The sequence below is a fragment of the Coleofasciculus sp. G1-WW12-02 genome (genome assembly GCF_040219735.1).
Classification (GTDB): Bacteria; Cyanobacteriota; Cyanobacteriia; order Cyanobacteriales; family Coleofasciculaceae; genus Coleofasciculus.
On record NZ_JAVJRX010000145.1, the window covers coordinates 36,497 to 55,814 of the forward strand.

The 19,318-nt window shown below is 45.4% G+C and carries 14 protein-coding genes; 6 read left to right on the plus strand and 8 right to left on the minus strand.

Annotated elements, in window-relative coordinates; translation table 11 throughout:
* Nucleotides 1-135: 135 nt before the first annotated feature.
* Nucleotides 136-4,533: a response regulator gene (locus tag RID09_RS23565; protein ID WP_446338349.1), complete on the plus strand. Its 4,398-nt coding sequence runs from the start codon at nucleotides 136-138 to the stop codon at nucleotides 4,531-4,533.
* Between the two features lie 149 nt (nucleotides 4,534-4,682).
* Here RID09_RS23565 and RID09_RS23570 read toward each other — a convergent pair whose 3' ends face one another.
* On the minus strand, nucleotides 4,683-5,231 hold the full coding sequence (locus RID09_RS23570; protein WP_446338436.1) for a Uma2 family endonuclease: 549 nt from the start codon (nucleotides 5,229-5,231) through the stop codon (nucleotides 4,683-4,685).
* 125 nt (nucleotides 5,232-5,356) lie between these two features.
* On the opposite strand from RID09_RS23570, the gene RID09_RS23575 reads away from it, so the two are divergent.
* From RID09_RS23575 to RID09_RS23590, 4 genes are all read left to right on the plus strand, one after another.
* Complete coding sequence (locus tag RID09_RS23575) at nucleotides 5,357-7,459, plus strand: ABC transporter ATP-binding protein (protein ID WP_446338350.1); 2,103 nt, start codon at nucleotides 5,357-5,359, stop codon at nucleotides 7,457-7,459.
* Nucleotides 7,460-7,741: 282 nt separating this feature from the next.
* Nucleotides 7,742-7,951, plus strand: coding sequence for a hypothetical protein (locus tag RID09_RS23580; protein WP_446338351.1), 210 nt, complete (start codon nucleotides 7,742-7,744; stop codon nucleotides 7,949-7,951).
* 27 nt (nucleotides 7,952-7,978) lie between these two features.
* Nucleotides 7,979-8,740 carry a Mut7-C RNAse domain-containing protein gene (locus RID09_RS23585; RefSeq protein WP_446338352.1) on the plus strand — a complete coding sequence of 254 codons (762 nt, stop codon included), beginning with the start codon at nucleotides 7,979-7,981 and terminating at the stop codon, nucleotides 8,738-8,740.
* Between the two features lie 47 nt (nucleotides 8,741-8,787).
* Nucleotides 8,788-9,636, plus strand: coding sequence for an Rpn family recombination-promoting nuclease/putative transposase (locus RID09_RS23590; RefSeq protein WP_446338353.1), 849 nt, complete (start codon nucleotides 8,788-8,790; stop codon nucleotides 9,634-9,636).
* Between the two features lie 63 nt (nucleotides 9,637-9,699).
* Here the strand turns inward: RID09_RS23590 and RID09_RS23595 are convergent, their stop codons facing one another.
* Together RID09_RS23595 and alr are read right to left on the minus strand one after the other, a co-directional pair.
* Entirely contained in the window at nucleotides 9,700-10,932 is a 1,233-nt protein-coding gene (locus RID09_RS23595; RefSeq protein WP_446338354.1) for a damage-control phosphatase ARMT1 family protein, read from the minus strand.
* A 106-nt stretch (nucleotides 10,933-11,038) separates the two neighbouring features.
* Nucleotides 11,039-12,214: an alanine racemase gene (gene alr, locus RID09_RS23600; protein ID WP_446338355.1), complete on the minus strand. Its 1,176-nt coding sequence runs from the start codon at nucleotides 12,212-12,214 to the stop codon at nucleotides 11,039-11,041.
* A 170-nt stretch (nucleotides 12,215-12,384) separates the two neighbouring features.
* On the opposite strand from alr, the gene RID09_RS23605 reads away from it, so the two are divergent.
* Nucleotides 12,385-13,332, plus strand: a complete 948-nt coding sequence (locus RID09_RS23605; RefSeq protein WP_446338356.1) for an o-succinylbenzoate synthase — start codon at nucleotides 12,385-12,387, stop codon at nucleotides 13,330-13,332.
* Between the two features lie 37 nt (nucleotides 13,333-13,369).
* Here RID09_RS23605 and RID09_RS23610 read toward each other — a convergent pair whose 3' ends face one another.
* The 5 genes from RID09_RS23610 to RID09_RS23630 form a co-directional block, all read right to left on the minus strand.
* Nucleotides 13,370-13,594, minus strand: coding sequence for a DUF167 domain-containing protein (locus RID09_RS23610; protein ID WP_446338357.1), 225 nt, complete (start codon nucleotides 13,592-13,594; stop codon nucleotides 13,370-13,372).
* 163 nt (nucleotides 13,595-13,757) lie between these two features.
* On the minus strand, nucleotides 13,758-17,237 hold the full coding sequence (gene nrdJ / locus RID09_RS23615; RefSeq protein ID WP_446338358.1) for a ribonucleoside-triphosphate reductase, adenosylcobalamin-dependent: 3,480 nt from the start codon (nucleotides 17,235-17,237) through the stop codon (nucleotides 13,758-13,760).
* A 119-nt stretch (nucleotides 17,238-17,356) separates the two neighbouring features.
* Complete coding sequence (locus RID09_RS23620; protein WP_446338359.1) at nucleotides 17,357-18,304, minus strand: aldo/keto reductase; 948 nt, start codon at nucleotides 18,302-18,304, stop codon at nucleotides 17,357-17,359.
* A gap of 156 nt (nucleotides 18,305-18,460) precedes the next feature.
* Nucleotides 18,461-18,883 (minus strand): PIN domain-containing protein, encoded by a 423-nt coding sequence (locus tag RID09_RS23625; protein WP_446338360.1) that lies wholly within the window; start codon nucleotides 18,881-18,883, stop codon nucleotides 18,461-18,463.
* Nucleotides 18,880-19,131 carry a hypothetical protein gene (locus RID09_RS23630; protein ID WP_446338361.1) on the minus strand — a complete coding sequence of 84 codons (252 nt, stop codon included), beginning with the start codon at nucleotides 19,129-19,131 and terminating at the stop codon, nucleotides 18,880-18,882. Before RID09_RS23630 ends, RID09_RS23625 begins: the two co-directional genes overlap by 4 nt.
* Nucleotides 19,132-19,318 lie beyond the last annotated feature (187 nt).

Consider the following 19,318-nt stretch of genomic DNA (forward strand, 5'->3'; position numbering starts at 1 on the left):
TTCCAATCATTGATCGATTGAATTTATTGGGTGCATCGCTAATTTGGGTTGAACTGAATAAAAAAAGGATTGAATTCTGCTTTAAAAATGTAGGGTTTATTTCCTTGATTTTAGCGATATTCAAGCGACTTTCCCATGTCAATGCGATCTCTCAAGCGCCTGATTGCCAATGGTTTAACCAACGTTCCTCTACGAACGGTATTCGTAGTCCCTTTCCTGGTACAAATTTTTGCCCTAGTAGGAGTGGTTGGCTGGTTATCCTCTCGCCACGGACAGCAGGCGGTGAATGATGTAGCGACTCAATTACGAGATGAAATTACGCATCATATTGAGGATAGGTTAGAGACATATTTAGCTATTCCCCATCAGATTAATCAAAGTAATCAGGATGCGATTCGTCTGGGAAGTTTGACGCTAGAAAATTTACAACCGTGGGAACAGCATTTGTGGCGACAAGTGCAACGATTTGATTTTGTGAGTTATATTGGTGTGGCGAATGAACAGCGAGGATTGATTGCGGCTGGACGACGAAATCGCGATCAACTGGTGATTATCCAAGCCAATCCCGCGACAGAGTTTAACTTCTATACTTATAGCACTCACAGCGAAGGCGATCGCAACACCCTGATCGAAAGTTATACCAACTACGACCCCCGCCTGCGACCCTGGTATAAAGCCGCCTTGCAAGCCGGTAAACCCACCTGGAGTGACATTTACCCCATTTTTGGCGAAGGCGATCGCACGTTGCTAATCAGCGCCATTCAACCCGTCTACGATAGCAATCATCAGCAGGTTCAAGGTGTCTTAAACACAACCCTACGTCTTTCCACCATTAGCGATTTCCTACAAACGCTAAAAGTCGGTAAATCGGGACGGCTGTTTATTATTGAACGTTCTGGACTATTAGTCGCCACATCCACCCCAGAACCCCCCTTTCAAAATAACCTTGATCAAATTACTCGGTTAAAAGCAACCCAAAGTCGCGATCCATTAATTCAAGCTACCGCCACCTATTTAACTAAAAAATTTGGCGATTTCGATGGAATTCAAAAGTCCCAACACCTTGAATTTAAACGTCAGGGACAGCGGCAATTTTTACAGATAATGCCCTTACAAAATAGCTACGGCTTGGACTGGTTAATTGTCGTGGTTGTCCCCGAAGCTGACTTCATGCAGCACATTCATAATAATACGCGATCGACGATTCTGCTCTGTCTCGTCGCCCTAATCATCGCCACGGGAGTCGGTATTTGCACTGCTCAATGGATTATTCACCCCATCCAGCGCTTAAATCAAGCCGCCAACGCCCTTGCTAACGGTGAATGGGAGCAAAAAATTGAGGTTCCTCGGAACACTGAACTGGGCAATCTCAGCGCCGCCTTTAATCAAATGGCTGAACAATTAAAACAATCCTTTGCCACTCTCAAAGACCAGAATCATCAGATGAACATCTTAAATGAAGTATTGGCTAAAAGTGAGAGACAGTTAGCTCAAATTTTAGAAACTATACCCGTTGGTATCGTTGTGGTTGATACTAAGGGCAAATTCTACTATACCAACGATAAAGCGCAAGACTTCATGAACAAAGCGTTCAGCTTAGACGCTTTCACCGATACCTTTTCAAGAATTCATCACTGGTATATTGCCGAGACTGATCAACTTTATCCTACTGAAAACCTACCGATTTTTCGAGCTTTACAGGGAGAACACCACATTGCTCATGATATTGAAATTCACCAAGACGACCGGATTATTCCGATTGAAAGTTGGAGCCAACCCATTGTTGATGAACAGGGTCAAATTCTTTATGCCATTGCCGTTCTCAATGATATTACAGAGCGAAAAAAAGCGGAAGCGGAACAGATGCGTTTTACCCAAGAACTGGAATTCAAAGATCATCAGAATGCCGCTTGGCAGCGCCTAGACAAGCTCAAAGATGAGTTTCTGGCAAATACATCCCACCAACTCCGTACTCCTCTCCAAGGCATTATCGGCATTACTGAATCCCTAATGGATGGTGCTACCGGAAATTTACCCTTACAAACTCGGATTAACTTAGCCACAGTTGTTGCTACTGGGCGGCGCTTATCCAATTTAGTCAATGACATTCTCGATTTTGCCAAACTCAGACACCAAGACATTAAACTTCAGCGACAGCCAGTGGGTGTGCGAGAAATAGCGGAGGTGGTTCTCAGACTCAGTTACCCACTTATTGGTGATAAAGAATTGCAACTGATTAATACCATTTCTCATGATTTACCCATCGCCTATGCGGATGAAAATCGCGTACAGCAGATCTTGCAAAACTTAGTAGAAAATGCGATTAAGTTTACTGATAAAGGAACGGTCAAAATTTCCGCCCAATTCGTGATATTAAGGCAGAAGGTAGAGGGCACAGGCGCAGAGGCGCAGAGGGGCGAGGGGGAGGAGTTAACTCAACACTCACAAAAAAAAATGCTAGCCATTACCGTCGCTGACACAGGGATTGGTATCCCAAAGTCTGAATTAAACAGTATTTTTGAATCCTTTGAACAAGGGGAGGGTTTCCTGGGGCGTCAGTATGGCTGTACAGGGTTAGGATTAGCCCTGACAAAAAAGCTAGTGGAGTTGCATGGGGGAACCATTGAGGTGCAATCAACCTTAGGAGTCGGCTCTCAGTTTACATTTACCTTGCCCATCTTTGAGGGTCAGATTGAACACTTCATGCCAGATACAGGTGAGGCAATGGCGGCAATGTCTCAGACTGCTTTTAGTACTAATTCGTCTAGGATGCCATATCCCAGTGTCGGTAATTCTTGTCCCCTCTTGCTAACATTGGATCAGACTTCCCTAACTATGCACCAACACCAAGATCTCCAGTATGACGAACCCTTGATCAATCCCTTCAAAATCTTAATTGTCGATGATGAACCAGTGCATCGTCAGATATTGGCAAACTATTTATCGTTGGAGAATTATCAACTTACCCAAGCCGCCAATGGTATAGAAGCCTTAGACATCATTAAAAATGGTTTTCAGCCTGACTTGGTTTTACTAGATGCGATGATGCCGCGCATGACTGGGTATGATGTTTGTAAAAAACTGCGTGAATCCTATCCAGCTACTGAACTGCCTGTGTTGATGTTGACGGCGAATGAAAAAGTGAATGACTTAGTGGCAGGATTTAGTGTGGGCGTGAATGATTATTTAACAAAACCAATTGCCAAAAATAAGCTTTTGGTTAGAATTAAAACTCATCTACGCTTATCAACAATTGCTAAAGAAAATGCCAAACTTTACTCAGCCGTGCGTGAAAGTGAGCGGAGATTGACGCAATTTTTAGACGCCGTACCTGTGGGGATTTTTATCCTTGATGCCAAGGGCAAACCCTACTATGCTAATGAAGCGGCTAAGCAGATTTTAGGTCAAGGAATTGTCGAATCTGTCACTATTGAAGAATTAGCCGAGGTTTACCAAGCCTATCGTGCGGGAACGGATCAACTCTACCCCACTCACCAAATGCCCTTAATGCTGGCATTACAGGGTAAACCTGCCACAATTGATGATATGGAAATTCACCGAGGGGATCAGATTATCCCGATTGAGCTTTGGGGAACTCCGATTTATGAGGAACAGGGGGAGGTTGCTTATGCGATTGTCGCCTTTCAAGATATCCGCGATCGCAAAAAAGCGGAAGCGGAACGGGAAGCTTTTACTCGTGAGCTATTTCAACTCAATCAAGCCTACGAACGGTTTGTTCCTGGTCAATTTCTTCAGTTTTTGCAGAAAAAAAGTATTGTGGATGTGCAACTAGGAGATCATGTCCAACGGGAAATGTCTGTTCTTTTTGCCGATATTCGTAACTTTACGGCTCTATCCGAGCAGATGAATCCTCGTGAAAATTTTAATTTTATTAATGCATTCTTGAGTCGCATGGAACCTGCCATTCGGGAAAATAATGGCTTTGTTGATAAATATATTGGCGATGAAATTATGGCACTGTTCAGTGGCAATGCTGATGAAGCACTGCAAGCGGGAATTTCTATGTTTGATCGGTTGGCTTTATATAATCAACATCGGGCTAATTATAACTATGCATCCATTGAGATTGGTATAGGAATTAATACTGGGGAATTGATGCTTGGAACCGTGGGGGGATTTTCCCGTATGGATAGCACGGTGATTAGTGATGCGGTGAATTTAGCAGCTCGCCTGGAAGAATTAACCAAAATCTATCAAGTTCGACTGTTAATCTCGCACCATACGTTCTTGAAGTTGTCGAATTCCGAGGACTATGGGATGCGCCTCATTGATAAGGTGAATGTGAAAGGGAAAGCGAAAAAAGTGACCGTCTATGAAGTCTTTGAGGCTGATCCGCCCCAGATGCGAAGGGCGAAGCGGACGACGAAAACGGTGTTCGAGCAAGGGCTAATGTTATATTATCGCGATCGCCTCTCAGAAGCAGCTCAACAGTTTAGCGAATGTTTGCAGGTTATTCCAGAGGATAAAGTGGCGCAACATTACCTCAAACGCTGTCAGCATCGGATGCGATGATGTTACAGCAGATTTGGTGGTTGATTCGGAATTTAAACCTTACAGTTATCGGTGGGGAGGGCTGGTTTTGTTGTTCATTGATTGGTGACAAGTTGTTTGAGTGGCTAAACCCGCCCCTACATTTATTAATTTTTTCCATCATTAAAATACTAGATATCGGTAAAAAATCGGTTGATTGATACCTCAATTGTGGGAAATGCTAAGGGGAAAATAGTGCCTTGAGTGATCACGAATGTTTCCAAGTATTCCCCTTGCTGAGGCTGTCGAAAGACGTGGACTTGATGAGCTTTGAGATTCACCACCCAGTATTCTGGAATATCTGCCAAGGCATAGGTTTTCCGTTTATCATTGAGATCATAGTCTAACGTAGACTGAGAGATTTCAATCAGCCAAAAAATATCCTGAGGATAGGGATGATGCTGGAGATATCGTTGTCGAGGCGGTTGGACAATGGCGACATCGGGTTGGGGTTCGGAATCAGCCAAAGTAATCGGATGAGCTTCTCGCACCACGGCTAGTCCCTGTAACAGCGAACGTAGATAGTGGACACCCCCTTCGGTTACATAGCTATGGATTGGTCCTTCTGGAGGCATTTCTACCAGTTCTCCTTGCAAAAGTTCGACCCGACGGTTACTGAGAATACCAGTCTCGATCAGGCGATGATAGTCGGCGACTGTCCATTTGACTAAAGTTGTCATGAGTTGTGTCAATTCAGTAACAATAGACCCTTCCGCTTCCATAGTACGATCGCGAATAAATGGAGATGCGGTACGATCTAGCATTTGCTTGTTAAAATTTCTGTTAATTCTCGTTTTAGAGTGTCATGGCTGATACCGTTCTCGACGTTCGCAACCTGCAAGTCAAATTTAAAACCGATGAAAAGGAAGTCCTGGCTGTTGATGGGATTAGTTTTCAAGTGAAACGGGGGCAAACCCTGGGTATTGTCGGCGAGTCGGGTTCGGGGAAGTCAGTCACCTCATTGGCGGTGATGGGGTTAGTGTCAACGCCGGGTAAGATTACTCAGGGGGAGATTTATTTTACAGCCAAAGCCGATGGCGCTCAACCCAAAGACTTGCTGAAGCTGAACGAGGAACAAAAACGCCGGTTTCGGGGTGGTCAAATTTCGATGATCTTTCAGGAACCGATGAGTTCCCTCAACCCCGTCTACACGATTGGGTTTCAGCTTATCGAGGCTATTTTACAGCATCAGAAGATTGACAAACGCAAGATTAACAAACGCGACGCACGGTATCAGGCGATCGCACGGTTGCAAGAAGTCCGTCTGATTCCTCGTGATGAGGAACTTGAGCAGGAGTATAAGCAAGAAAATCCTGATCACGCCGCCGCTACAAATCGAGCGATTAGCCAGTACCTGAATCAGCGTAAACAGGAAATGCTCAAGCGCTATCCTCACGAACTATCGGGGGGTCAATTGCAACGGGTGATGATTGCTATGGCAATTGCCTGTGATCCTGAAATTCTGATTGCGGATGAACCCAGTACCGCCTTAGATGTCACCGTACAGGCGGAAATTCTGGACTTGCTGCGGGAGTTGCGAGATCAGCGAGGAATGTCGATGATTTTTATCACCCACGACTTAGGCGTGATTGCTGAAATTGCTGATAGTGTGGCGGTGATGTATAAGGGAAAAATTGTCGAAAGTGGCGATGTCTGGCAGATTTTTGCTAATCCTAAACATCCTTACACGAAAGGATTATTAGCCTGTCGTCCGACTTTAGAAAAACATCTAAAATACTTACCCACTGTGGCTGACTTCATGGAGGAGGTGACAACAGAGGAGGGGAAGGTAGAAATTCGCGAAAAATATCCGACGATTGATGAAAATGGGGCAAAGGTTCAGCGAGATAATCTCGCCATTGCTGATGCTTCAGCCTCTCCCCTACTTGCGGTTGAAAATCTCCGGGTGGGGTTTCCTGTATCCAACGTATTTGGCAAGACTAAACGCTATATTATGGCGGTCAATGATGTGTCCTTTAAGGTTTACAAAGGAGAAACATTGGGACTGGTGGGGGAATCAGGCTGTGGTAAATCGACCCTTGCTCGGACATTATTGCGTTTAATTGAACCGATGGAGGGTAAGGTTATATTTGACAATAAAGATATCACCCATCTAAAAGGCAAGCGCTTGCGGCAAATGCGGCAAAAAATGCAAATTATTTTCCAAAATCCTTTTAGTTCCCTAGATCCCCGGATGAAGATTGGGGATGCGGTGATGGAACCGTTGGTAATTCATAAATGGGGGGATAACGCCAAAGCACGTCGCGATCGCGCCGCCTATTTGTTTGATCGGGTGGGTTTAAAGCCAGACTGGATGAAGCGCTATCCCCACGAGTTTTCTGGGGGACAACGCCAACGGGTTTGTATCGCCAGGGCGCTAGCACTTGAGCCTAAGTTTATTATCTGCGATGAATCGGTTTCTGCCTTGGATGTGTCGGTACAGGCGCAGGTACTGAATCTGCTGAAGGAGTTACAGAGTGAGTTAAAGGATGAGTTGAATCTGACGTATATCTTTATCTCCCATGACTTGAGCGTGGTCAAATTTATGAGCGATCGGATCATGGTGATGAATAAGGGCAAAATCGAGGAAATTGATGCGGCTCAAAGCATTTACCGGGAACCGAAAACAGAGTACACGCGCCAGCTTATTGCATCTATTCCCACCGGAAGCTTGGATCGGATTCAGCAACAACAAGCAGGGCGAGGATTGATGCCTTGGTCTGATATTAGCGAGTTGTCTGATGGAAACAAACCCTCGGCTAAACTCCAGTATCAGCTTTTTGACATGGTTCAGGGGGATTGGCAAGTGGCTAAGGGGTTACTGAGTCAGGTGAAAAGCATTAATCCGGGGCATTCTGAGGATTGGTATTGGCAAAAAGTCATTGGGGATTTAGAACGCGATCGCTAATAGATTCGGGGTGGGTTTCATACAGCACGATCCGTAGGGGCGGGTTTTACAGATAACTTATAGCAACAAACCGATAACTTAACTAAACCCGCCCGGTTATCAGGGTTTCCCACGCGATCGCGGCGGGTTTATTTACTTATGGGTCAAACCCAAAGGATAGTTGTAAAACCCGCCCCTACAGATGGTTAGGGTTCCGGTTATCAGGGTTTGTGACGCGATCGCGGCGGGTTTATTTACTTATGGGTCAAACCCAAATGATAGTTGTAAAACCCGCCCCTACAGATGGTTAGGGTTCCGGTTGTCGGGGTTTGTGACGCGATCGCGGCGGGTTTATTTACTTATGGGTCAAACCCAAATGATAGTTGTAAAACCCGCCCCTACAGGTGGTTAGGGTTCCGGTTATCAGGGTTTCCCACGCGATCGCGGCGGGTTTATTTACTTATGGGTCAAACCCAAATGATAGTTGTAAAACCCGCCCCTACAGGTGGTTAGGCTTGGTTTTGAATAAAGGTGATTATTATGGCAACTGCTGAATTTAATTTTCTGGCAGAATTGAATTATTTTTTGCCCTCAAACAAACGTCATGTTAGTTTTCCTCATGAGTTTAAAGGGCGAACCTCGATTAAGGATATGATTGAATCGTTGGGGGTTCCTCATCCAGAAGTAGATGCGATTGTGGTTAATGGAGAATCGGTTGATTTTTCCTATATTGTCCAAGATCGCGATCGCGTCACAGTTTGTCCAATTTCGGTGTTAGATGAAATCAATCCCAGTATCCGGGTGAGTCCCCCTGAACCCCAGGAGTATCAGTTTGTCCTGGATATTCATTTAGGTAAATTAGCCAATGCGTTACGGTTGTTGGGGTTTGATACGCTTTATCGCAATGACTACGCTGATCCAGAGTTAGCGAGAGTTTCTGCGGATGAGCAACGGATTCTGTTAACTCGCGATACCCGATTACTGATGCGTTCTCAGGTGAGTTATGGGTATTATGTGCGCTCCAAAAACCCAGATGAACAAATTATTGAAGTTTTGCGCCGCTTCAATTTATTTGATGCTATTTTACCCTTTCATCGGTGTATCCGCTGTAATGGGGTATTAGTACCTGTTGAAAAAGACGCGATCGCGGATCAGTTACCGGAGCAAACGCGGCAATCTATTGATGAGTTTCATCGCTGTCAAACCTGTCAGCAGATTTATTGGCAAGGGTCACATTTTGAACGGATGCAACAGTTTATTAAACAGGTTATGGCGGCACAACCTCAACCTGATGATTCCTGACAACAGATGAAGCTTAAACTATTACCCCATTATAACCCTTTATTACTATGATTTTTATTAATCCTAAAACTGACTTTGCTTTTAAAAAAATATTTGGCTCTGAGCAAAGCAAAGATATTCTAATCAGTTTTTTAAATGCTCTGCTCTACCAAGGACGAGCCGTTATCCAAGATGTAGAAATTCTCAATCCCTATCTGGCTCCCCAAATTCAGGGGATTAAAGATACGTACTTAGATGTGAAGGCTAGGATAACTGGCGATAAAACGGTGATTATTGAAATGCAAGTTTTGAATGTAGAAGGCTTTGAAAAGCGAATTTTATATAACGCGGCGAAAGCCTATTCCATTCAATTACAACCTGGAGCAGATTACACGATACTGAGTCCAGTGATTGCTTTAACTATTACCGACTTTGAAATGTTTGAGCATCTGAATCAGGTCATTTCTAATTTTATTCTCAAAGAAAAGAGACTCTTGACAGATTATCCAATTAATGATTTAGAGTTAGTGTTTGTAGAGTTACCCAAGTTTAGCAAAAGCTTAGAGGAGTTAGAGACATTAACTGAGCAATGGATTTATTTTATCAAAACAGCTAGAACTCTAGAGACTATCCCCGAAAGTATGGCGCAAGTGCCAGAAATTCGCAAAGCCTTTGAAGTGGCGAATCAAGCGAATCTAACTAGGGAAGAATTAGAAGCTTTAGAACAGCGAGAAATATATATCCACGCTCAACGTAATGCGATTCGACGGGCATTGAGACAGGGGAAAGAAGAAACCCGTCGAGAAATTGCCAAGCAACTTCTGGATGTGTTAGATAAGGAAACAATTAGTCGGAAAACGGGGTTAAGTCTGGAAGAAGTGCGACAGTTCAAAATCGATGAATTAAATGATGAATAATAATTGGGTTTGTAGTAAGGGCTTGACGCTGAGATTGTGTTGGGTAAGAAGCATCAACCTAACTTACTGGTGTGGGTTGAAAAATTGAATTACACCCCATTGTCCATTTATTAACCACTGCGGATCATCCTGATTCAATCGCTTAATCTGATCAGGTTTCAATCCGGCGGCGAGTTCAGCTTTGAAGGTGCGTAAGGCGGCTAATGGTGCGGGAAAATAGCAAACAATGTCTTCCCAAGGCGTAGTATAATCCCATTGGCGATCGCCTAGTAAGCGACGATAATTGGCATCTCCTTTGATAATCACAAGTTGGGATTGATTCAATTCACTGCGCCATCGTTCTGGCATTTCCCAAAAGGCGAGGGGGGCTGTCCAATAGGAATCCTCGCAGCAGATGATGTCCCCGTTTTCAATATAATTCTGGAGACGTTTTCCGAGAAATTGTACCTCCTGATTGCTATGTTTACACAGAACGTTGATGGTGTGGTGAACATCCTTAATCATGGCATCAGAAACAAATACCGGATGATGCTTCAGATGTAAGTAAATCGGTTGAGCGATTCCACTGTTTACTAAAAAGTCAGCTAAACACAAATCACAGAACAACTCAAACCCAGCATTATCCACAATTAAATCAATGCGAACTCCCTTAAGGTGAGCAATGTGATCTGCAATTTGGGGTGTATGATCAACTAACAAATTTGCCTGTTCGCGATAGGCTTCAATATTCATCCGCTGACTTTCCCCAGCGTCAGTGGGGAACAGGCTTAAGTCGATGCGATTTCCCCAAAGGGCAAAATAAAATAGGGCGATTAAATCGATGCGCTTCCATTGTCCTTGAGAATCAACAAAGGTGTTAATTTTTCCACTCATTGTCTCAATGGCGGACATTACCTTTGCTAAACTGCTGTGTTTTTGCGGTTCAAAGGGATCGACTCGGTGCCATTTTCCCGGTTGAAAGTAGTGGGTGGCTTCTAAGATGCGACGGTAGAGATAGACTTCTGCGGGATACCAGGGGATATCAATCCAACGCTTTCCCTGGTAGGGTGCTATATAGGTATTCCAAGCCTCTAAATCGGGTTGAGTTTCATCCTCAAGCGATCGCACGGTTCCATAAGGCAATTCCTGACGCAGATTCTCTAGATTCTGAGTAATCGAGGCGGGATAATTGTTAGATGCGATCGCACGTTCAAGAATCGTCACCCAGCGTTGCGTCAATGTCTGGTGAGCAAAGGAACCCTCCTCAGACATCATCAGGGGTGGAGGGATAGGGATACAGGGTTTAGTGGGGGACATAATTGTGCGATCGCTAATTACTGCTCAAAAGTGCTGTAGGGAACGAAGCCGCGAGGCTAACGAGGCTAAACAAACTACGTGCGGCTCTATCCTGCGGCTCCCCTCTCTAAATTACAACACGCGGGAGTCGGTGCTTAAAGCCACAAAGGATTTCCCAGGATATTGTATTTAAAGAGATTGCCCAGTCATCCGCAGAAATTTGCTGATCTCCGTCTCGTCCAATTAAAGTAACTATTTCACCAACCTGTAAATCGGGAATATTACTCACATCCAGCATCAGTTGATCCATGGTAATTGCCCCAATTTGTGACACCCGTTCACCCCGAATTAATCCGATCATTTTATTCGAGAGGTTCCGGGGAACACCATCGGCGTAACCGATACCAACTACAGCCAACTGTAGCGGTTTCTGGGCGATAAATTTATATCCATAACTAACCCCTGTTCCTGGAGGTATTGTTTTCACTTGGGTAACCCGGCTTTTGACTTGCATGACGGGTTTCAGGTTGACTTTTGGGTGTAAATGTGGTGCGGGATAGAGTCCATAAATCGCTAATCCGACTCGTACCCAATCGTAATGCAAGGCAGAATCAGTTAACGTGGCGGCGGAGTTGGCTAAGTGTAAACAGGGTGGTACGATATTCGCGGCATGAAGTTCAGCAATAGCCGATTCAAATCGCTGATGCTGTAGTCTCATGACTGTGGGATCTGGACTGTCTGCTGTGGCTAAATGAGAATAAACACTGGCTATTTCTAAATGAGATAATCGCTGAACTAATCGCACAAACTCTGTAGCTTGTTGCCAAGGCATTCCTAAGCGAGACATTCCTGTATCAACTTTGAGATGAACCGATAAGGGGGTTTGGCTACGACTGAGGGTATCAGAAAAGACCAAAGCCTGTTGGGGTGTACAGATAGTGGGTTGTAAATGCCAATGGGCGATCGCACGCACTTGTTCGGGGGTATTAGTTGCGCCTAAAATCACGATGGGCGCGTCAATTCCCGCTTCTCGCAGTTGAATGCCTTCTTCTACTGTAGCGACACATAATCCATAAGCACCTGTGGCGAGTGCGGTTTGGGCAACCATGGTGGCACCATGTCCATAAGCATCCGCTTTCACCACCGCCATGAGTTGGGTTTTAGCAGACAAAAGCTGCTTTAATTGGTTCAGGTTATGGGAAAGTGCCGCGCGATCGATTTCTACCCAGGCGCGTTCGGTTAATCCGCCAGAGACTTGCCAGATGTTGGGTATTAACCCACTGGTTGGGATGAGTTCTCGCATTTTCGTCCACTCCTCAATATCACTCTAAAATGCCACACAGCTTAGCATACCCATCTCACCCAAAAATTAACCCTACTACATTAGCAACCTAGCTGAAATTTTGGCTGGTGGGCATTGCCCACCCTACAGAAAACCTAAAATCGTCTTATGGAGTAATGAACGGATTTCCGGTGACTTATCGTTTTGAGTTTTATCCTTACCAGCGACAATTTCGACATCCCCTAACGACTCATCATGGCATCTGGAAAGTACGCGAGGGGATTATTCTGCGTCTTTCTGATGAAAAGGGGCGAGTGGGTTGGGGCGAAATTGCCCCACTTCCTTGGTTTGGTTCTGAAACCTTTGAACAAGCCTTAACCTTTTGTCAGCAGTTCCCGTCTCAGATTACATCAACGGATATTTTTTCGATCCCGGCTGAATTCCCCGCCTGTCAGTTTGGCTTTGAGTCAGCCTGGGAAGAATGTAGAGATGTAGCAGGCTATGTCTGGGAAACTGAAAAAATAAGCCCGTCGTTACTTAATTCCTCATTGAACTATAGCTATCTTTTACCCACAGGGGAAGCGGCGTTAACGTCTTGGCAGCAAGGTTGGCAACAGGGCGATCGCACGTTTAAATGGAAAATTGGTGTAACGTCCATGGAGTCGGAACTGAGGTGGTTTGACCAATTGGTTCAAGCCTTACCCCAATCAGCTCAATTACGCTTAGATGCTAATGGTGGACTCACACAAAATCAAGCACAACAGTGGTTGCAGATGGCGGATCAGGCGGGAATTGTCGAGTTTCTGGAACAACCCTTGCCGCCAGAGGAGTTTGCTGCCATGAGGGCAATGTACGACCAGTATAGGACAGCGATCGCTCTTGATGAATCTGTCGCCACGTTGAACCAACTCAAAACCTGTTATCAGCAGGGATGGCGGGGGATTTTTGTGATTAAAGCTGCGATCGCGGGATCTCCGAAACAACTCCGACAATTTTGTCAAACCCACGATGTAGACGTGGTTTTCTCCTCCGTCTTTGAAACTGCGATCGCCAGACAAGCCGTTCTCAACCTAGCCACAGAATTATCTCATCCCCATCGGGCGGTTGGGTTTGGAGTAAATCACTGGTTTGTGGAATAAGTAGGTAGGGACAATAAAAGTTAACTGTAGAGATGTTCTAATCTTCAACAATTTCAATTAATTTTGTTTTAGCCGACAACCCTGATTTAATTTGAACTTGAGACTTAGTAACATTGAACTTTTCTGCCAGTAGCCCAATTAACTCCTTATTTGCTTTGCCATCCACTGGCGGCGACTTCAGATTCACTTTTAATGTCCCATCCGCCATTTCTGCTATCGATTGCGTTTTAGCATTGGGTTTAACTTTCACTGATTTTTTCATACGTTAACCTCGACCCACTTGCATTAATAAACAACACCAATCTACTCATTGGAGTTGAAGCGCCCTCTCTCCAATACCTTGATTTTACCCCTCCCTAACCCTCCCCTTACCAAGGGGAGGGAACTCGAATCATTTTAGTCGGGAGGTTTGTCCTAATTCCAGCTTACGAATTCGGTGTTTGTTCCGGGAACATACATTTATCCGAATCACAACCAGCGGGTCCTGCTTCGATTAATTCACCCGAATCATATTTCTCCAAAGCGGGATAAAATTCAGGCAGTTTTCGTCGCTGTTGCACCTCTTGCATCAATTGCTCGTAGGTCGCTTTATCAATCGGTTCAAAGGGCAAACGCGGGAACGATTGATGGTCATCAAACCGCGCCAATAGCGCCGCTGAAATATACCCGTCATCATTCTGAATCGCTTGATAAATCTGCTCTCCTAACTGTTCAATTTCATTGACGCGCAATTCCCAGGTTGAAGAGGTGTTATGTGTTACATACCAGCGCTGAACTTGCATGGCAAAATCCATTTGTGCCAATGCAGAAAACTGACTGATATCAATTTCATCGGCACCTGGTAAATCTGCCCACGATACAGCCACCGGAATTTCCACTAACCATTCTGAACAGGCTTCAGCAAACGGATCATTCAATAGATTTCCGTTTTCATCTTTATCCGATTGCGATGGGGTGACATTGTAACCGTAATCGATACAAGCCAAAGCTACCGGATCATTCTTTCTAAACGTAATTCGGCGAAGAAATCGCTGTGCTTTGGGTGGATGCCAACCCGGAGATGCCCCCGTGAGTAGAGATTTTGTCCCAGAAGGTTGAACAGTTGTACAACGATTGGGGCGTTTAATCCCATGCTTATCGCAATACTCCCACACCACCCGATGCACAATATCGCGCCACCGGGTTAAATAGGCTTTTTCTTGTTGCTTGAACTGTACGCCTTCGACGGTATCTGGGCGTCCCTCTGTCCACCAGCGTAACCAGTCTACGCCAAAAGCTTTGACAAAGAAATCGAATAATCCGGTGAAGGATACGCCAACAATTGGGTCTAATTCCCGTGATTTTTGATACCGTTCCTCAACAAATTTATGGTTGAGCAAAATGGCAACGGAAAGCGCCCCAGCACTGAATGCCTCCTCTTGTTCTTTCTGGTTATTCGGATCAATTTGATTCAGGTGAATTTCGGCTAAATTACAATGGAATACTGAGCCAATAATTTCACCGCAGGGATTTAAGCCAAACCGCTGCAAGCGATGCTCAATTTCATCGGGTGTCAAATTCGGATACTTTTCCTTTAACCAGTGACTCGCTTTTCCTTGTTCATAAGCTTGCAAAAACTCTGTTTTCAACGCCGGAGTATCTAGCAAATCACAACTTGCCCTCGCCACGGCTTCTCCCGCCCATTGAATCGCACCTTCACCAGAATAATATTGTTTGCGAACTGCTGCAAGACATTCATCTAAAGTCGGTTTATGGTGAAAAACACGGGAATGATTTGCCATCCTCAATGCATCGCGTTCCGGATCAATGCGCCAGTTTCCATGTTCATCCTGTTGCCAAAGGTTATCCTTCGCATTGACAAACTTTTCATCATCACTAACCCCTTGGCGCATACCGGCACTATTAGACACTAGAATCCCTTCGCAGACAAATTCATGGATAGTTGCCACTTCAATGTCATAGGTTGGTGCGTTGCGGACATTAGTTTCTACAGATTTAACCTTGACGGGAATTAACCCCGTAGACTCCGGAACCAATCGCTTTACGGTTGGTGCAATAACTTGCTTTTGACCTGTTCCATAATGATAGCGATAGGTACTGACCAACGGTTTCACCATGTCTAGGGGAAATCCATGATCGTGAAACGATTTGGGGCGTTGTCGTTGTCGTTCACTAAAGGTACTGGAATCAGTAGACATGAAGGTTTGCACCGCTAAATAAGCCGATTCACCCACAGTGACTAACTCACCTTCCCATTTACCTGTGCGTTTACGAATTGAAGCACACAACCGTGTGGCAATTCCTAAAGAGGCATATAGAGTTTGGATTTGTCGCAAAAAGTCGGGATGAACAGAAGCCACTAAAACCCCTTGAGAATGACATCCATCGGCATCCGCTAAACCCGCTAAATAGGCTTCCCGAATAGCTTGAGTTCCCAATAAGATACATTCAGGTACAGACAGTGAGGTAAACGGCTGCTTAAACTGGGAAAGATACTGATTGAGGGCGGCAGAATTGAGTTGCAATTCAAAGGTCTTTGTTTTCCCCTGTTCTGGTGTTCTTAACGTATGAGTTGGCAAGCCAAACTGTTCAGCCACCGCAATCAAGCATTCTAGAATTTGCGGACTATCTTGGTGAATCCGCAAGCGCACCCGCCAACCATCAGAACTGACTGAACCATCTCCTTGTAAATACCCTAAGAAATACGCCACCTCTGAGGTTAACGCTGGCACGGTGATTGGTTTAGCCTGGGAACTTAGTTTTCCTTTAAATTCAGGCAACTCCGTTGGGGTTCCCATAATTTTCTGGGGAACAAAGACTAAGCGATCGCCTGCTTTCAAGTCTTTGGCTTTAACCATTTTATAGTTGCCATAAATGTCGCTGAGTACAGCAACTTTATGATCAGGGGTACAGTCCAAATAACCATCCTCGGTTTTGATCCGACAGAGGGATTGAACGCCTTGATCAAAGAAATTGGTTACGGGATAAAACCCGTTACTGGTTAAAACGCGATCGCCAATGCGAATTTTTTCAATGGCAACTAATCCAGACTCTGTGTGAACCAATGAACCCGCCGGTAAACAGCGTCTGACATTACCCGCGACAACCACGACAGCGGCTTCATCAATTAAAAGACAGCATTCGACTGAATTTAATTGCCGTCCCAAAGCTTTATTTAAAATCGCCGCACATCGCTGATAAAGTTCCGGTAATTTAATCGGATTTGCTACCCCGCCAAAGCCTTTTAGGGATTCTCCAGCGGGACGGATATCACTCACATTAATGGATACCTGAACTTCCCCAGAAAACTGTTCATCTGTGGATAATTCCAACAGACTTTGATAGGACTTAACCCACCCTTGACGGGAGTCCCCGACATAAATTGTCACCTGATTCCCATCAATTTTTACCTCGGTTTTTTCGCGCCGTTCCTCCGATGGCGTTGTGCCAATTTCACCCTCTAAGATTACATTTAGATGATTGCGAATTGGGGGTAACTGGTTAATGTATTGGGGTTCCAAAACTGCCCCTGTGCCGCAGCCCATCATGGCTAGATCCATCATTAAGCCAAAGGCACGCCAGTCTACTACATTTGTAGAGGTACAATTATAAGCGCCAGAGAAATTCTCCGGATTTTCCAGCCAATCGGTGCCGCCGACCCATAACCAGCGTCCTGAGGGTAAACTTTTAATCTGGTGCATCATCCGTTCCAGCAGGGCAGTTTCTGCTGGAGTCAGCTTACCCAGTTTGTTCAATCCTTGAATTGTGCGATCGCAAACCTCCCTCCACGTCTCTCTACCCTTGGCTGTGCGGCGGCTGTAGGTTCTGAAAAATACCGGATTTGCTGTCGGTGCTGTTTCCGGAAAATCACCATTAAGATGTTTTCGCTCAAGCTCTCTTACCATCGTGATAATCTGCTGTTAATTTTCGCTAAACCTTGACTATAGGTTATGTCAGATATAGCGTCAAAGCTTGAAAAATCTCTAAATTTGCGCTAAGTGTAGAGACGTTCCATGGAACGTCTCTACAAACCACGAGTCACCTGATCCAACTGTTCCACCTCTTCAGGGGTTAAACTCCACCCCAACGCCCCAGCGTTTTGTTGGGCTTGCTGGGCAGTTTTCGCCCCCGGAATCGGCACCACACCTTGAGCAATTAACCAATTTAGCGCCACCTGCGCAGGCGTGCGATCGTATCTTTCCCCCAATTGACGCAACAGTTTGATCACAGAGGCAATCTTCTCTAACCCCCCTTTACTAAAACGCGGATCAAGCTGACGCGCCCCTGTGGGTTTCACATCGCTTTCTGGGGTGTACTTCCCGGTTAATAATCCTTGGGCTAAAGGACTATATGCCAAAATCGTCACCCCCAATTCCCGCGCCGTATCCAAAGTGCCATTCTGCTCAATTTTCCGCGCCAGTAGAGAATATTGCACCTGATTCACCGCCAAAGGAATTCCCCTAGCCGCAAGATAACCGTGCGCCTCCCGCATTTGTTCGGCGGAGTAATTACTCACCCCCACCGTGGCAATTCTCCCCCGTTGCACCTCATCCGCTAGGGCATTCATTAAGGTTTCTTGACTCATGAAGAAGCTAAAGGGAGAATGAACCTGATACAGCGCAACTTGCTCAACCTGTAACCGTTTTAAGCTATCCGTTAAAGCGTCAGACACCGACTGTGATGTAAAGCGCCAGGGGACAGGGAAGTATTTTGTGGCTATCTGGGCTGGACGTCCTAATTCTTTCATAAACCGTCCCAACAGCGACTCGGATTCTCCTAATCCGTACACTTCCGCCGTGTCAAAAAAGCTGACTCCTGCATCTAAGGTAGCGGCAAAGGCGTCTCGTACCTGAGATACCCCATAATCGTTGCCGTAGCCCCAGAACAGCTTATCGCCCCACGCCCAAGTGCCAATGCCTACGCTGGTTACGGTGGGACCATTTTCAGCTAAGGTGGTTGTCTGAATTGTCATTCCCTGCGCTCCCAATTCGTTACATTTCTTAATGTTTATTGTATCGGGTTTTGCTGGTGGCGACTCTTACTGGACTGTAGACTAATTCAACAGAGCCGGAAACAAAAAGTCTCGCGATCGCACTAAAGTAGCGGCAAGGTCGGATGCTCAAACAGCCTAAGTAGACCAAGGATTTATGATCGCGACACCCGTTCCGGCAAAGTCGTTTTCGTTGCGGGTAACCAGATGCAGAGAATGTTGAAGGGCGATCACGGCAATCAAAGAATCCATTACAGGTAGAATTCGTCCTTCGGGTTCGAGCCGTCCCACTAATTCACCCCACAATAGCATTGTTGTGATGTCAATGCCTAAAATTCGTCCGGCAAAGCGAGTTGGAAGGGTTTCGTTAAGCCAGATTGTCAGGGCGTCTTTGCGTTGGGATGCGGTAAGTTTATTGATGCCTTTGGCGATTTCACCGATTGTAATCACGCTAAGGTAGAGTATTTCAGGAGGTTGGGCATCAAGCCAGTCTACAACTCGCTGATTGGGCTGTTTAGCAACCAGTTCGGAAATAAGGCAGGTATCAAGGAGATAGGTCATAGGACAAAACGATCGCCTGGAACAGAGCGATCACGACTGAGGTCGAGTTCTCCAGTCGCAGCGACTTCAGCCAAGGGAGAGCAGCGAAAAAACTCGGAAAGCTGGGTGGAGGGTTCTGGGGAAGGGCTACTCCAAAGATCGTTGAGACTCTGGGCAAGCAGTTGGATAAGGCGAAGTTTATCGCTGGGTGGGAGACGGAGAAGTTGTTGTTCAAGTTCTGGAGATAGGTCAAGGATGAGGGGCGCCATAGTCTTTGCCGAGCCAAAATCTACGTTTATTCTATCTTTCTCTATCCTCACTCGTAGGACTATTGTCAACTAAGGTGGTTGTCTGAATTGTCATTCGCCACGCTCTGATTTAGTTACATTTCTTCATATTTGTTGATTTTATCGGGTTTATTGGTTACAGACTCTCAGGAAACGTATAGTTTTATAT